The following is a 15340-nucleotide window of genomic DNA, read 5'->3' as shown; positions in this document are numbered from 1 at the left end:
GAACCATGGCCAAGGCAGCACCCGAAGGGCTGATCACGGCGATCGACGTCGGCTCGTCCAAGGTGTCGGCGCTGATCGCGCAGAAGACCGACAATGGCGAACTGGTGGTGCTCGGCACCGGCCAGCGCGAGAGCCGCGGCGTCAAGCGCGGCTATGTCGCCGACATGGTCGCGACCGAGCTGGCGATCCGCGAGGCGGTCGAGCAGGCCGAGCGCATCGCGGGGACCAACATCGAGGACGTCTGGGTCAGCTTCTCCGCGGGCGGGCTGGTGTCCGACATCGTCAAGCTCGAGGTCGACCTCGGCGGCCACCGCGTCGAGCAGAACGACATCGACGAGCTGCTCAAGGCCGGGCGTGACGCGATCAACCCCGGCGGCAAGATGGTGCTCCACGCCCAGCCGACGCGCTACACGCTCGACGGGCTGACCGGGGTCAAGCGCCCGCTCGGGCTGCATGCCGACCGGCTCGGCGTCGACATCCATGTCGTCGCGACCGAAGGCTCGCCGGTGCGCAACCTCGACCTCTGCGTCCGCTCGGCGCACCTCGAAGTGAAGTCGATCATCGCCGCGCCCGTCGCGACGGGGCTCGCCTGCCTGACCGACGAGGAGCGCGAGCTCGGCGTCGCGCTGGTCGAGGTCGGCGCAGGCGTGACCAACGTCTCGGTGTTCCAGGGCGGCGTGCTGACCGGGCTCGCCTCGATCGGCCAGGGCTCGGCCGACATCACCGACGACATCGCCTCGGCCTTCGCGGCGCCGCGCAACTGGGCCGAGCGGACCAAGTGCTTCCACGGCTCGGCGAACATCAGCCCGCGCGACAACCACGAGATGATCGACCTCGTCGCCGCCAACCCCGAGGCGCATGGCGGCGAAGCGGCGAAGGTCACCAAGGCGCAGCTCAACGCGGTGATCCGGCTGCGGCTCGAGCGGCTGCTGCAGGACGTGCAGAAGGAGCTGCGCACCCTGGGCTTCGCCGACCAGGTCGGCCGCCAGATCGTGCTGACCGGCGGCGGCGCCGACCTGAAGGGGATCGCCGACTATGCGCAGGGCGTGCTCAACTGCCCGGTGCGCGTCGGCCGCCCGCGCGGGCTGACCGCGCTGCCCGAGGCGCATTCGGGCCCGGCCTTCGCGACGATGGTCGGGCTCGCGCGCTTCGCCGCGGCCGATCCGGTCGACATCCGCGACCTCCAGCCGGCGCACCAGATGGTGCATCGCGCGAGTGTCGGCGCAGTCTTCTCGCGCCTCGTCGCGGCGTTCCGGGCCAATTACTGAGCGGGTCGACGCGCGGTGCCATCCACTGGCCGCAACTAATCCACAACAAACCGCTCCGGCACCGGCCGGAGCGGCTTGAAGTGTAGGATTTGACTAGAGTCGGTTGCCGCGTTGGTGCAGAACGAGTCGCCAAGGCGCGCCGACACGAGCGTCTAAGGAGATTGAAGGCATGAGTATCGAATTCCTGCCGCCGGACGTGGATGAGCTGACGCCCCGGATCACGGTGATCGGCGTCGGCGGCGCGGGCGGCAATGCGATTGCGAACATGATCCGCGCGGACGTCCAGGGCGTCGAGTTCCTGGTGGCGAACACCGACGCGCAGGCGCTCAAGACTTCGGCCGCCGCGCACCGCATCCAGCTCGGCGCGAAGATCACCCAGGGCCTGGGCGCGGGCTCGCGGCCCGAGATCGGCCGCGCCGCCGCCGAGGAGACGATCGAGTCGGTCAAGAAGTCGCTCGAGGGCGCGCACATGGTGTTCCTCGCCGCGGGCATGGGCGGCGGCACCGGCACCGGCGCCGCCCCGGTCATCGCCAAGATGGCGCGCGACATGGGCATCCTCACCGTCGGCGTGGTCACCAAGCCCTTCGCCTTCGAGGGCCGCCGCCGCGCCGCCGCCGCCGAGGCGGGGATCGAGGAGCTTCAGAAGTACGTCGACACGCTCATCGTCATCCCCAACCAGAACCTCTTCCTGATCGCCAACGCCAACACGACCTTCAAGGAAGCCTTCGAGCTGGCCGACGAAGTGCTCCAGCAGGGCGTGCGCGGCATCACCGACCTGATGGTGATGCCCGGCCTCATCAACCTCGACTTCGCCGACATCCGCGCAGTGATGCAGGAGATGGGCAAGGCGATGATGGGCACCGGCGAGGCCGAGGGCGACGATCGCGCGATCATCGCCGCGCAGAAGGCGATCGCCAATCCGCTGCTCGACGGCGTGTCGATGAACGGTGCCAAGGGCGTGATCGTCTCGATCACCGGCGGCGAGGACATGCGCCTGCTCGAAGTCGACGAAGCCGCGAACCACATCCGCGAGCTGGTCGATCCCGACGCCAACATCATCTGGGGCTCGGCGTTCAATCCCGAGCTCGAGGGCAAGATCCGCGTGTCGGTGGTCGCCACCGGCATCGACGCCGACGCCAAGCCGATGCCCGTCGCGGCGCCGGCCGCCGAGCAGCCGCGCGTCTTCTCCTTCGCCGGTCCGCGCCGCACCGTGGGCGCCGAGCCCGCCCCGGCCGCGCCCACGGCCGAGCAGGCTGCCGCGCCGGTCGAGCCCGAGCCCGCGCCGGCTCCCGAGCCGGTCCGAACCTTCGACGACACGGCGGCCGAGCCCGTCGCCGAAGCGGCGCCCGAGCCCGGCTTCAGCACTGCCGAGCCCGAAGCCGCGCCGGTCGAAGCGGCCGAGTCCGACGAGCTGGTGCTCGGCAGCGACTCGGCGGTCGACGACGGCCTCGAGAAGCCCGAGGACCTCGCCGCCGACGCGGCCGAGCCGCGCGAGCCCGAGATCGCCACGCGCCGCCGCTGGCTGACCGGCGGCGACGACGAGCCCGCGGCGCCCGTCCCGGCGGAGAAGCCTGCGCGTAAGTCGGGCGGCACGTTGTTCGAGCGGATGGCGGCGGTGTCGCGCGGCTCCAAGTCGGACGACGACGACAAGGATCCGCTGGACATCCCGCGGTTCCTGCGCAGCCAGAACAACCAATAAGGCATTCGCCGTTCGCGCGGTGCGGTTCGCCGTACCGCGCGCGGCATGCCATTGGCGGTTCAGCGGCGTGAGCTACGATCCTCCTTCAGCCGTCATCCCGGCGAAAGCCGGGACCCAGGGTTGCGGATGACCTCGCTCGTTGCCCTGGGTCCCGGCTTTCGCCGGGATGATGGATCAGGTTCAATCGAAGGGCCCTCATCCACTGGTCCGATGGCAATGAAGCGAATCTCCCTCTCCGGCGGCGTGGCGCTCGCGCTGGCCCTGGTTGCTGCCTGCGCGCCGCCCGCGCTCGCGCAGTCCGAAGTCGTGCAGCCGCATAACGGCGATGCCGATCGGCTCGCCGACCAGATGCGCGTGCTCGCTGCCAATCCGCGCGACCTCGAAGCGCTGCTGGTCGCGGGCGAGGCGAGCGCCCGGCTGAGCGAGTTCGCCGCGGCGCTCGGCTTCTTCGCGCGCGCCGAGAGCGTCGACCCGTCCAATCCGCGGATCATCGCCGGCCGCGCGATGGTGATGGTGCGGATGGAGCGGCCGGGCGAGGCGCTCCGCATGTTCCAGGCCGCCGAGGCGCGCGGGCTGCCGGTGGCGCGCTTCGCGAGCGACCGCGGCTTCGCCTACGACCTGCTCGGCGCGCCCCAGCTCGCGCAGAAGGATTACCAGCTCGCACTCGCGCAGGGGCGCGACGACGAGACGCTGCGCCGCTATGCGCTGTCGCTCGGCATCACCGGCGAGCCCGACAAGGCGATGGAGCAGCTCGATCCTTTGCTCCGCCGCAGCGACCGCGCGGCGTGGCGGACGCGCGCCTTCATCCTCGCGATGAACGGCGACATGGCGGGTGCCGAGTCGATCGCCACCTCGATGCTGCCGGGCAACATGGCGCAGAGCCTGCTGCCCTTCCTCCGCCGGCTGGAAGGAATGAGCGTGATCGACCGCGCCTTCGCCGTCCATTTCGGCGAGCTTTCGCCCACTGCCGTCCGGCGCGAAGATGCGCGGACCGCGCCGTCGGTGCCGGCCTATGTGCCCGTGCCGCGGCTCGCCTCGACTCAGCTGACCGCTGCGCCGCCGCCGGGTGCGGCGCCGCCGCCGGTGTCGGGGCCCGTCGCGGGGCGGAGCAGCCGCTCGCGCAAGGGGCAGGGCGACCTCGCCGCGATGACGCGCGCGGCGACGCCGCCGCCTCCGCCCCCGCCGCAGCCGGTGCAGCTCGCACGGCGCGAACCGCTGCCGCCGCCGCCGGTCTATGTCGCGCCGCCGCCCGATCCGGTGCCGCTGCCGCCGCCGTCCTCGGGCTCGACCCAGCGTACCCGGATCACCGCGCGCCCGGTGCCTCGCACGGAGGAGCCGAGCGGTGACGACGACGTCACCGAGGCGGCGCCCGTCCAGCTCGTCGCGCGCCCGACCGCGGCCAAGCCCGCCGCGAAGCCGGCGGCGAAGGCCGGCGAGGAGGATTCGGTGCTCGCCGCGATCATCAACAACATCTCGGTCCCCGATTCGGAGCGTGAGGCCCTGACCGTGCCGCCGGCCGCGGCCGCATCGGCGAGGCCCGAGCCGGTGCGCGTCGCCGCGGCAGAGAAGCCCGCCGCTGCCAAGCCTCTGCCGGCCAAGCCCGACGCGAAAGACCCCAAGGCAGCGGCCAAGCCCGACCCCAAGGCGAAGAAGACCCCGCCCAAGCCCGATCCCAAGAAGGCCGAGCCCGCGCGCATCTGGGTCCAGGTCGCGGGCGGGGCGAACGAGGATGCGCTGCCCGGCGCCTGGAAGCGGCTGAGCAAGGACGCGCCCGCCGCGTTCAAGGGCCGCACCGCCTGGACGACGCCGCTGCGCGCGACCAACCGGCTGCTCGCGGGGCCGTTCAAGAGCGACGACGAGGCGCAGGGTTTCGTCAACCAGCTGCGCAAGGCGGGCATCTCGGCGTTCGTCTTCACCAGCGAGGCGGGGCAGAAGATCGAAAAGCTGGCGCTCAAGTGAGCGACCCCGCGCCCTGGGCATCCCGGCCGGACGCCAGCCGCGGCCGCCTCCACGACGAGCGCACGGCGACCGCGCGCGGCCCCCGCGATGCCTTCCAGCGCGACCGCGACCGGATCATCCACTCGGCGGGCTTCCGCCGGCTCAGGCACAAGACCCAGGTGTTCATGGCGCCCGACGGCGACCATTTCCGCGTGCGATTGACCCACAGCCTCGAAGTCGCGCAGATCGGGCGGACGATCGCGCGCGCGCTCGGGCTCAACGAGGACCTCACCGAAGCGCTGTGCCTCGCGCACGATATCGGCCACCCGCCCTTCGGCCATGCCGGCGAGGATGCGCTGGAGGAAGCGCTCCGCGACCATGGCGGCTTCGACCACAACGGCCATACGCTGCGCGTGCTGATGACGCTGGAGCGCACCTATCCGCGCTGGAACGGGCTGAACCTCAGCTGGGAGACGCTCGAAGGCCTCGCCAAGCACAATGGCCCGATCCATGAGCCGCAATGGGCGCTCGCCGAGGCCGACGCTGCCTTTCCGCTGGAACTGGCGCATTATTCGTCGCTGGAGGCCCAGGTCGCGGCGATCGCCGACGACATCGCCTATGACAACCACGACATCGACGATGGCCTGCGCGCCGGGCTGCTGACGCTCGACCAGCTGTTCGAAGTGCCGATGCTGGCGGAAGGCTGGCGCGACGTCGAGGCGGCATGCGCGGGGGCGGGGCTCAAGCAGAGGATCGGCGAACTGGTGCGCAGCCAGATCGGCCGGATGGTCAACGACCTGATCGACGCGACGCGCGGGCGGATCGAAGGGCTGGGGATCGACAGCGCCGCCGACGTGCGCGCGGCGGGCCAGGCGATCGCCGCCTTCTCCGATCCGATGCGCGAGGCCGAGCGGGGCCTGAAGCGCTTCATGTATGCGAACCTTTACCACCACCCCAACCAGCTGACGGCGGCGGATGCGGCGCGGGCGATCGTCTCGGGGCTGTTCGCGGCCTATCGCGCCGATCCGGGGCTGATGCCCGAGGAATGGCGCGCGGCGCTTCCCGAAGCCGAGCCCGGGCGGAGCCGTCACATCGCCGACTTCATCGCGGGGATGACCGACCGCTATGCGATCGCGCGCTACCGCGAAGCCGTGGGCGAGATCGAGCTGCCCGAGGGGTTCTAGCTGGGGCGGGCGGCCGAAAATTTTTCCATGGGCGCCGGGGCGGATCGGCTCCCGATCCGGCAAAAGTCACAAGAGTCACGACCCGTGCGCGGAATTGCGCCTCGTTTCGACTCGCAGGATCCGACAGTTCAAAGAGCGACGTCGGAACGTAAGCAGACCATATCCAACATCGCAAGCGGACCAAAAATCGGGGCGTGCCGCGAGGGGCACACGCGACACGCCCAGATTCACACGGCCGATTTCATGGCCGGCTGGTCGCCCGCGCTCAGCGCGAAGCGGCGACCTTAACGCTCTCGGGCAGGTCGACGACGTCGCGCACCAGGAACGACACGCGGGCATTGCCCACGAAGCCCGTCACGCGGCCGTTGCGGACTTCGAGATGGAACTTGCCGCCGATCGGACGCGCCGTGCCCTCGAGAACGACAACGTTGTCAACCTTGGTCGTCGTATAGCTGTAGGTGATGCCTTCATGCGTGAAGCTGTGGACATCGTCGCCGGCGAGAGCCGGAGCAGCGATAGCGAGCGAGAGTGCGGCGGCAGCGCCGAGGAAATAACGAGTCATGATCTTTCTCCTTGATGATCAAAAGAGCCAGATCAGCATCCTTCTTATTGTTCTTGGGTATGAAAATGTTGCGACGCAGCAATTGTCTCAACCGCAAAGATTGCGGCGTGGATTGCAATTTCTGCAACGATAGGGCGTTTCGGCGGCGGGGCGGAGCGGGATCGTGACAAACTTCTGCGACAGCCGCGCGTTATTCGCAGGTCCACGGTCGTAGAAGCGCCAGGGGATGCCGCCATGTCCGACACCAGTATCGCGCTCAATCGCTTCGGGCTCGGCGCCCGCGCGGGGGAGGGACCGATCGGCGAGCCTCGCGCCTGGCTGAAGGGCCAGTTCGCGCGCTACGATCCGAAGCCGCAGCCGGTCGCGGGGCTTGCGCCGTCGAGCCGTATCGCCGCCGAACTGGGCGACTATCTCCAGCAGCTCCGCGCGCTCCGCCGCGACCGGGCCGATGCGCCGCAGCCGCCGGGCTATGCGCCGCCCGCGATGCAGGGTGGCGACCCGGCGATGGGCGACGCGCCGGGCAGGGCGATGGCCGCGAAGAAGGACCCCGCGACGCGCGATCCGGTCGCCGAAGCGCGGCAGTTCGCGCAGCGCCAGGGCCGGCAATATTATGCCGGCGCCGTCGCCGCGCGCGCGACCATCGCGCTCGACACGCCCGCGCCCTTCGTCGAGCGGCTGGTGCATTTCTGGGCGAACCATTTCGCGGTTTCGGCCGACAAGCTCACCGTCGTCGGCCTCTCGGGCATGGTCGAGATGGAAGCGATCCGCCCGCATGTGCTCGGCCGCTTCGGCGACATGCTGAACGCGGTCGAGCGGCACCCGGCGATGCTGCTCTACCTCGACCAGGCGCAATCGGTGGGGCCGAACAGCATGGCCGGCCGGTTCGCCGCGCGGCGAGCCGGTGCGCAGAAGCTCGGGCTCAACGAGAATCTCGCGCGCGAGATCCTTGAGCTCCACACGCTGGGCGTGCGCACCGGCTATACCCAGGCCGACGTGACCGAATTCGCCCGCGCGATGACCGGCTGGACCGTCGCGGGGCTGGGCAGGGGCGCCGGTGCGCGCTTCGCGGGCACCGACGGCACGCCGGGCAGCTTCGTCTTCGCCGAGCGGCTGCACGAGCCGGGTGCGCGCACGATTCTCGGCCGCCAGTGGGACGAGGCGGGCGAGGGCCAGGCTCAGGCGGTGCTCGACCATCTCGCGACGCATCCCGCGACGGCGCGGCACGTCGCCACCAAGCTCGCGCGCCACTTCGCAGCCGACGATCCGCCTGCGCCGCTGATCGAGCGGCTGGAGCGGGCGTTCCTCAAGTCGGGCGGCGATCTGCCGACCATCTATCACGTGCTGGTCGATTCCCGCGAGTGCTGGACGAGCGAGCCGGTCAAGTTCAAGACGCCGTGGGAGTGGAGCGTCTCGGCTTTCCGCGCGCTTGGAACGCGCCAGCTCCAGCCGCTCGCGGTCACCGGACTGATGCGCCAGCTCGGCCAGCCGGTGTGGCAGCCGGGCTCGCCGGCGGGCTATGACGACGTCGCGGCGAGCTGGGCAGGGCCCGATGCGATCATGCGCCGGGTCGAGGCGGCCGAGCGCTTCTCGGCGCGGACCAACAACCTCATCGACGCCCGCCAGCGCGCTGCCGAACTCTTCCCCGGATCGCTTAGCGAGTCGACCGCCCAGTCGATCGCGCGCGCCGAAAGCCCAGGCCAGGGCCTCGCGCTGATGCTCGTCGCCCCCGAATTCATGCGGAGATAGGCCATGGCTCACCCGATCTTCACCCGGCGCAAGCTGCTCGTCGCCACCGGCGCGACGCTGGCGCTGTCCTCCAGCCTCGGCGCGACGATGACGGTGGCGCGCGCCGCGACTCATCGGCGCTTCGTCTTCATCATCCAGCGCGGCGCCGCCGACGGGCTCGGCACGCTCGCGCCGGTGGGCGACCCGGCGTTCGTGAGCCAGCGCGGCGACCTGGCGGCCGATTTCGCCACTGCGCCCAGGCTCGATTCGATGTTCGCGCTGCATCCGGGGATGGCGAACGTCGCGAAGCTCTATGCTGCGCGCGAGGCGCTGTTCGTCCATGCGGTGGCCTCGCCCTATCGCGACCGCTCGCATTTCGACGGGCAGAATGTGCTCGAGACGGGTGGGAACGCGGCCTATTCAGTCAAGGACGGCTGGCTGAACCGCATGCTCACGCTGCTCCCGCCAGCCGACACCAAGGCGATCGCGGTGGCGGCGACGATCCCGCTCGCGCTGCGCGGGCCGGTCGACGTCGCGAGCTATGCGCCCTCTGCGCTGCCCGATGCTTCGGACGACCTGCTGGGACGGGTGACGCAGATGTATGCGGGCGACCCGCAGCTCCACGCGGCCTGGGCCGAGGCGACCGCGACGCGGATGCTCACCAGCGACATGGCCGCGGGCAACGGGCAGAACGCCGCAGCGACCGGCGCGCTCGCCGCCAAGCTGCTCGCGGCGGAGAATGGCGCGCGCGTGGCGATGATCGAGACCGGCGGCTGGGACACGCACGCCCAGCAGCGCGGGCGGCTCGGCGCGCAGCTGCGCGGGCTCGACGGGATGATCGGCGCGCTGAAGGAGGGGCTGGGGCCGCTCTGGGCCGATACGATGGTGGTGGTCGCGACCGAGTTCGGGCGGACCGTGAAGGTCAATGGGACGGGCGGGACCGACCATGGCACCGGCTCGCTGGCGATGCTGATGGGCGGCGCGGTGAACGGCGGCCGCGTGGTCGCCGACTGGCCGGGGCTGGGCGATGCGGCGCTGTTCGAGGGCCGTGATTTGAAGCCCACCACCGGGCTCGACAGCGTGATCGCGAGTGCGGTCGGCGGGCATTACGGGATCGAGGGGCCTCGGGTGGCGAGGGCGCTGTTCCCGGAGGTACCGGGGACGGCCTGGATCGACGGGCTGGCGCGGGCTTGACGTCGCTAAGCTACGAACGTCATCCCGGCGAAAGCCGGGACCCAGGGCCGCGAGCGATGTCCTGCTTGGCCCTGGGTCCCGGCTTTCGCCGGGATGACGATTGAGTCGATTGTGGCAAGCGCTTCATCCTCTCGCACCCACCGCAGGTGGACGAACCGCCCCCCCATCGCTAGATCGGCGCCTTTCCAACCCCCAGCGATGGACCCGCAGTGACTCTCTACGCCCGCTTTGCCGCGCATCTCGATGCCGCGCTCGACGCCCTTGTCGCCACCGGAACGCTTCCGGCGGGGCTGGAGCGACGCGCGGTCACGGTCGAGCCGCCGCGCGACGCGAGCCATGGCGACCTCGCCACCAACGCCGCGATGGTGCTCGCCAAGCCCGCGGGCACCAACCCGCGCGCCCTCGCCGAGGCGATCGCCGCCGAGCTCGCGAAGCTCGACGAAGTCGCCGCGGTGTCGGTCGCCGGGCCGGGGTTCATCAACATGACCCTCGCCGACGACAGCTGGCGCGGCGAGCTCACTGCGATCCTCGAGGCGGGCGATGGCTATGGCCGCTCGACCGCGGGTGCGGGGACGACGGTCAATGTCGAATATGTCTCGGCGAACCCGACGGGGCCGATGCACATGGGCCATTGCCGCGGCGCGGTGGTGGGCGATGCGCTCGCCAGCCTGCTCGAGTTCACGGGCGCCAGGGTGATCCGCGAATATTATGTCAACGATGCCGGCGGCCAGGTCGACGTGCTCGCGCGCTCGGCGCACCTGCGCTACCGCGAGGCGCTGGGCGAGGCCATCGGCGAGGTTCCCGAGGGCCTCTATCCGGGCGACTATCTGAAGCCGGTGGGCCAGGCGCTCGCGCGGGAGTTCGGCGACAAGTACGTCGGCCGGCCCGAGAGCGAATGGCTGGTGCTGTTCCGCCAGGCCGCGGTCGCGTCGATGATGGCGCTGATCAAGGCCGATCTCGCGCTGCTCGGCATCCACCACGATCTCTTTTCGTCGGAAGCCGAACTCCAGGCCGCGGGCAAGCCCGAGGCGGCGGAGGCGTGGCTGCGCGAGCATGGCTTCGTCTATGACGGGATGCTCGAGGCGCCCAAGGGCGAGACGCCCGAGGATTGGGAGCCGGTCGAGCTGCCGCTGTTCCGCTCGACGCAGTTCGGTGACGACCAGGACCGGCCGATCAAGAAGTCGAACGGCGCCTGGACTTATTTCGGCGCCGACCTCGCCTATCATTTCCAGAAGGCGCAGAATGCCGATGCGCTGATCGACATCTGGGGCGCCGACCACGCCGGCACGGTCAAGCGGATCGTCGCGGCGGTGCAGGCGCTGACCGGGGGCAGGACGCGGTTCGACGTCAAGCTCGTCCAGATGGTGCGGCTGCTTCGCGCGGGCGAGCCGGTGAAGATGTCGAAGCGGGCCGGCAATTTCGTCACGCTCGCCGACGTGGTGAACGAAGTCGGCAAAGACGTCGTCCGCTTTACCATGCTCACGCGCAAGGCCGATGCGCAGATGGACTTCGATTTCGCCAAGGTCGTCGAGGCATCGAAGGACAATCCGGTCTTCTATGTCCAATATTGCCATGCGCGCGTTGCTTCGCTCGGGCGGCGGACTGCCGAAGCCGGGATCGACTGTGCTTCGGCGGACCTGTCTCTGCTTGATACACAGGAGCTTTCGCTGATGAAGCTCGCCGCGCAATTCCCGCGCGTCGTCGAAGGCGCCGCCGCGGCGCGCGAGCCGCATCGGATCGCCTTCTATCTCTACGACTTGGCGGCCGAGTTCCATTCCGCGTGGAATCTCGGCAAGGACGATCCGTCCCGCCGTTTCCTGATCGCCGATCAGCCCCAGTTAACCTGCGCTCGGCTTTATTTGGCGCGAGCGATCGGGCAGATAGTTCGTAACGGTCTCGGCATCATGGGGGTCGATGCCGTCGAGGAGATGTGACGGATGAGCAGCAATCGCGGCGGAGCGGGGTTCGGCGACGACGACCGGCTGCCCTGGCTGGAGACCGTCGAGGAGGATTATCGCGAGGGTCCGTCGGTGGGGCGGATCCTGCTGCTGGTGGTGCTGGTGCTGGCGGTGGTCGCCGCAGGCGTGTTCGGCTTCTGGTGGTACCAGAAGCAGCAGGGGCTGAGCGGCAACGGCGAGCTGATCGCAGCACCGGCGGGCGACTATAAGATCCCCGACAACGACGCAGGCCAGAAGTTCGACGGCGTTGGCGACGTCGCGACGGGCAATGATGCGGCCGCCGACGGCAATGTCGCGATGGCCGAGGGGCCCGAGGCGCCCGTGCAGGGCAAGACCGCGCCCCAGGCCACGGCCACGCCGGTGACCGGCACGGCCACCGCGAGCGTCGCGGTGCCGGAGAGCGCGGGCACGCTGGAGGCCAAGGCGCCTGCGAGCGCCGGTTCGGGGGCGCTGATCCAGCTCGGCGCCTTCCCCGACCAGCAGGGCGCGGATGCGGCTTGGCAGCGGCTTTCGGGCCGGTTCAGCCAGATCGCGGGGCTGGGCAAGTCGATCGAGCGCGGCACCGCGAACGGCAAGCCGGTGTATCGGCTGCGGGTCAACGCCGGCAGCAACGGCCAGGCGAAGGACATTTGCGCGAAGCTGAGCGCCGCGGGCGAGCGCTGCTACGTGGCGAATTGAGGGCTGCGGCCCGACCTCTCTAAATCGTCATCCCGGCGAAAGCCGGGACCCAGGGCAACAGAGGACGTCGCTCGTGGCCCTGGGTCCCGGCTTTCGCCGGGATGACGACTTAAATGGGATTGGCTAAGGCGCTTCCATGAAGCCCGTCATCTTCGGCCTCGCCGGCCTCGAGCTCACCGCCGGGGAGCGCGATTTCTTCAAGGAAACCGACCCGCTCGGCTATATCCTGTTCAAGCGCAACTGCGCCGACCGCGCCCAGATGCGCGCGCTCACCGACAGCCTGCGCACCCTCTCCGGCCGCGACGACGTGCCGATCCTGATCGACCAGGAAGGCGGCCGCGTCGCACGGATGCAACCGCCCGAATGGCCGGCGTTCCCCGCGCCCGCGGTGTTCGACGCGCTCTACGAGGTCGCCCCAGTCTCTGCGGTCGAGGCGGCGCGCGCCAATGCGCATGCGCTTGGGCTGATGCTCGCCGAGGTGGGCGTCAACGTCGACGCGCTGCCGCTGCTCGACGTCCGCCGCCCCGAGACGAGCAACGTCATCGGCGACCGTTCGCTCGGCAGCGAGCCGATGCGCGTCGCCGCGCTCGGCCAGGCCGTGATCGAGGGGCTGCGCCGCGCCGGCGTGGTGGGGATCGTCAAGCACATGCCGGGCCACGGCCGCGCGCTGGTCGACAGCCACCTCGAACTGCCTCGCGTGAGCGCATCGGCCGAGGAGCTCGAGACTGACATCGCGCCCTTCGCCAGCCTCAGCGATGCGCCGATGGGGATGACTTGCCACGTCGTCTTCGAGGCGTGGGACGCCGAGCGCCCGGCAACGCTGAGCCCCACGGTGGTGAACGAGATCATCCGCGGCCGGATCGGCTTCGACGGACTGCTGATGACCGACGACATCGACATGAAGGCGCTCTCGGGCACCGCGGGCGAGAAGGCAGCGGCGGCGCTCGCCGCGGGCTGCGACGTCGTGCTCGATTGCTGGGCGCGGATGGACGAGATGGTCGAGATCGCCGGCCGCATCGGCGACGCCTCGCCAGCGATGCTCGCCCGGCTCGACCGCGCGATGGCGACGATCACCGCCGGTCCGCAGCCCGGCGGCTTCGAAGAACTCGTCGCCAAGCGCGACGCGCTGCTCGCGCTGGCCTGAAGCCCGTCGCCTGAAACAAAAAACCGTCATCCCGGCTTGCCCCGGGATGACGGTGAGAAAAGGGGGGAGGGCGATCCCCCCTATTGCGTCTTCATGAATTCGATCAGCGCGCGCTTGTCGTCAATGGGCAAGTTGGTGCCGAACTCGTGGCCGCAGCGGCTGTTGCCCGAGTTGCGGTCCTCGCAGCCCGTCGTCGTGCGCGTATAGCTGCCCGGCTGGTCGGCCGCGACGCCGATCTTCAGCGGATCGAACTCCGGCCCCACCTTGAAGGTCGCCGGCCGCTGGTCGGCGGGCTGGAGCAGGTCCCACAGCGTCGGTACCGAGCCGTTGTGGAGATAGGGCGCCGCCGCCCAGATGCCGAACATCACCCGCGATTCATATTTGATCTGGTTGCCGGTGTCCTGCAGCGTGATCGCGTCCTCCAGCAGGTCCTTCGCCTTGTCGATTCCCACGGTCTTGAAGGTCCAGTGCGAGTCGCGGAAGTCGGTCACCAGCGCCGGCGCAAAGGACCAGGACTGGAGGATCGAGCCGATCACCGAATATTTGAGCAGGTCGAACGCCGGCGAGGGGTTGGTGACCTGGAGCTTGGGGAACAGCCGCGAGCTCGTCTTGGCGAGCACGCCGGGATCGGCCTCGCGCTTGAGGATATCGTACTCGCGGCTGTCGGTGCCGACGTCCTGAACCGGGGTTGCCCAGGTCGGCACGTTGGGGAAGCCCGGCTCGCCGGCCTTGGGCGGCGCAAGGTTGTGGCACGAGGCGCAATTGGCCTTGTAGACTTCCTCGCCGCGCGGGATCAGCGCGGTGATGATCGGGAATTGCGCGGGCCACTTCGGCGCGCCGATCTTCTTGATCAGCTCTTCCACCGCGCGCAGCCCGGGCCAGTTCGCCGAATTGTTGGCGTTGTAGTTGATGTTGCCGATCTTGAAGAAGTCTTCGGCCGGATGGAAGGTGGCGAACACGCCATAGACTTCGCCGGTGTTGCGCGCGAGGCCGAGGAGCGCGGTGCCGTTGCCCGCGAAGCCGGGCCACTGCGTCTTGTCCTGGATCGCCGCGTTCCACAGGAACGGATAGCGGACCGGCGCATCGGCGGGCTTGATGTTGTCGGGGATGAGGTAGCTCGGCGGCGGCCCGAGATCGAGGCCGGTCAGCCGATTGAAGATCATCGCCACGGCGTCGAGCCGGCCCAGGCCCCAGATGTCCGCGGTGGGATAGGCGCGCTCGCGCATGGTGTTCTCGCGGAGATACCAGAGCTCGACGTCCTCCTTGAGCTTGGCCTTGGCCGAGTTCGACGCCCAGGCGCCGAGCACCGACTTGGCGAAGGCAGCGAAGGCCGTGTCGTCGGTGCGCACCACGTTCACTGCGTCGAGCAGGTCGGAGAGCAACGCGCGGAAGTCAGAGATCGCCGGGCCGCCGTCGACGCGGAACTGGAAGCCGCCGCGCGCGATCTGCCGCGTATGGCAGGCCGCGCAGGTCATCCCGACCCAGACCTTCGAGGTGTTCGCGCTGGTGGTGAAGCCGATCGGCAGGTCGGCGCGGAACGGATCGGGCAGATAGCCGAAGCGCGCGAGCTTGTCGAAGAGGAAGGGCTGGCCGTCGGGCGTCTTCAGCGCCTTGAGCCAGGCGTAGGGCATCAGCTGCGAGCCCTGATCGGTGCTGTAGAAGGCCTTGCGGGTGGCGTTGGTCCATTTGCTGCCCTGGTCGAGGCAGAAGACGTCCGATCCCGGCAGGCACGCCACCTGCGCCTTTGCCGAAGGTGCCCAGAGCGCCGCGCTCGCCGCCAGCGCGAGCGAGCCGATCGTCAAACCCAAAAGCCTGCGCATCGCCATTCCCTCCCCAGAGAGGCTGTGCTGCCGTTCCAGCGTTCGTTGAGCGCGACCCGCGGTATCTTTCCGCGAACGTCACGATAAGCGGTGGCCGGGCGCGGGTCATGCGCGATCGTCGCCGAAATGGCGCGACCGGCCTCCTGGCGGTCATCCCGGCGAAAGCCGGG

11 protein-coding genes are annotated in these 15340 nt (G+C 69.8%); 9 read left to right on the top strand and 2 right to left on the bottom strand.

Features of this window, described 5'->3' with window-relative positions; translation table 11 throughout:
• Positions 1–5: 5 nt before the first annotated feature.
• From ftsA to J7495_RS15605, 4 genes are all read left to right on the top strand, one after another.
• Positions 6–1268: a cell division protein FtsA gene (ftsA, locus tag J7495_RS15620; RefSeq protein WP_294057649.1), complete on the top strand. Its 1263-nt coding sequence runs from the start codon at positions 6–8 to the stop codon at positions 1266–1268.
• Positions 1269–1437: 169 nt separating this feature from the next.
• Positions 1438–2967, top strand: coding sequence for a cell division protein FtsZ (ftsZ, locus tag J7495_RS15615; RefSeq protein WP_294057648.1), 1530 nt, complete (start codon positions 1438–1440; stop codon positions 2965–2967).
• Between the two features lie 216 nt (positions 2968–3183).
• On the top strand, positions 3184–4926 hold the full coding sequence (locus J7495_RS15610) for an SPOR domain-containing protein (protein ID WP_294057647.1): 1743 nt from the start codon (positions 3184–3186) through the stop codon (positions 4924–4926).
• Positions 4923–6089, top strand: a complete 1167-nt coding sequence (locus J7495_RS15605) for a deoxyguanosinetriphosphate triphosphohydrolase (protein WP_294057646.1) — start codon at positions 4923–4925, stop codon at positions 6087–6089. The genes J7495_RS15610 and J7495_RS15605 overlap by 4 nt, the downstream gene beginning before the upstream one ends.
• Before the next feature lie 265 nt (positions 6090–6354).
• On the opposite strand, the gene J7495_RS15600 is transcribed toward J7495_RS15605, so the two are convergent.
• Positions 6355–6651 (bottom strand): hypothetical protein, encoded by a 297-nt coding sequence (locus tag J7495_RS15600; RefSeq protein WP_294057645.1) that lies wholly within the window; start codon positions 6649–6651, stop codon positions 6355–6357.
• A 234-nt stretch (positions 6652–6885) separates the two neighbouring features.
• On the opposite strand from J7495_RS15600, the gene J7495_RS15595 reads away from it, so the two are divergent.
• From J7495_RS15595 to nagZ, 5 genes are all read left to right on the top strand, one after another.
• Entirely contained in the window at positions 6886–8397 is a 1512-nt protein-coding gene (locus J7495_RS15595) for a DUF1800 domain-containing protein (protein WP_294057644.1), read from the top strand.
• A 3-nt stretch (positions 8398–8400) separates the two neighbouring features.
• Positions 8401–9570: a DUF1501 domain-containing protein gene (locus tag J7495_RS15590; RefSeq protein WP_294057643.1), complete on the top strand. Its 1170-nt coding sequence runs from the start codon at positions 8401–8403 to the stop codon at positions 9568–9570.
• Between the two features lie 209 nt (positions 9571–9779).
• A complete protein-coding gene (gene argS, locus J7495_RS15585) occupies positions 9780–11504 on the top strand; it encodes an arginine--tRNA ligase (protein ID WP_294057642.1) in 1725 nt (574 codons plus the stop codon).
• A 3-nt stretch (positions 11505–11507) separates the two neighbouring features.
• Entirely contained in the window at positions 11508–12206 is a 699-nt protein-coding gene (locus J7495_RS15580; RefSeq protein WP_294057640.1) for an SPOR domain-containing protein, read from the top strand.
• 136 nt (positions 12207–12342) lie between these two features.
• The gene (gene nagZ / locus J7495_RS15575; protein ID WP_294057638.1) at positions 12343–13350 is read left to right on the top strand and encodes a beta-N-acetylhexosaminidase; all 1008 of its coding nucleotides are present in this window, start codon (positions 12343–12345) and stop codon (positions 13348–13350) included.
• Positions 13351–13430: 80 nt separating this feature from the next.
• Here nagZ and J7495_RS15570 read toward each other — a convergent pair whose 3' ends face one another.
• On the bottom strand, positions 13431–15170 hold the full coding sequence (locus J7495_RS15570) for a cytochrome c (RefSeq protein WP_294057637.1): 1740 nt from the start codon (positions 15168–15170) through the stop codon (positions 13431–13433).
• Positions 15171–15340 lie beyond the last annotated feature (170 nt).

This window comes from Sphingomonas sp. (assembly GCF_017745215.1).
Classification (GTDB): Bacteria; Pseudomonadota; Alphaproteobacteria; order Sphingomonadales; family Sphingomonadaceae; genus Sphingomonas.
The sequence above is the reverse complement of the archived record's forward strand: the minus strand, read 5'-3'. Positions and strand labels throughout refer to the sequence as shown.

What these genes read in the sequence shown, in the direction of transcription:
- ftsA (WP_294057649.1), top strand. Translation starts at nt 6, where the DNA reads ATGGCCAAGGCAGCACCCGAAGGGCTGATCACGGCGATCGACGTCGGC.
- ftsZ (WP_294057648.1), top strand. Translation starts at nt 1,438, where the DNA reads ATGAGTATCGAATTCCTGCCGCCGGACGTGGATGAGCTGACGCCCCGG.
- J7495_RS15610 (WP_294057647.1), top strand. Translation starts at nt 3,184, where the DNA reads ATGAAGCGAATCTCCCTCTCCGGCGGCGTGGCGCTCGCGCTGGCCCTG.
- J7495_RS15600 (WP_294057645.1), bottom strand. Translation starts at nt 6,651, where the DNA reads ATGACTCGTTATTTCCTCGGCGCTGCCGCCGCACTCTCGCTCGCTATC.
- J7495_RS15595 (WP_294057644.1), top strand. Translation starts at nt 6,886, where the DNA reads ATGTCCGACACCAGTATCGCGCTCAATCGCTTCGGGCTCGGCGCCCGC.
- J7495_RS15590 (WP_294057643.1), top strand. Translation starts at nt 8,401, where the DNA reads ATGGCTCACCCGATCTTCACCCGGCGCAAGCTGCTCGTCGCCACCGGC.
- J7495_RS15580 (WP_294057640.1), top strand. Translation starts at nt 11,508, where the DNA reads ATGAGCAGCAATCGCGGCGGAGCGGGGTTCGGCGACGACGACCGGCTG.
- nagZ (WP_294057638.1), top strand. Translation starts at nt 12,343, where the DNA reads ATGAAGCCCGTCATCTTCGGCCTCGCCGGCCTCGAGCTCACCGCCGGG.
- J7495_RS15570 (WP_294057637.1), bottom strand. Translation starts at nt 15,170, where the DNA reads ATGCGCAGGCTTTTGGGTTTGACGATCGGCTCGCTCGCGCTGGCGGCG.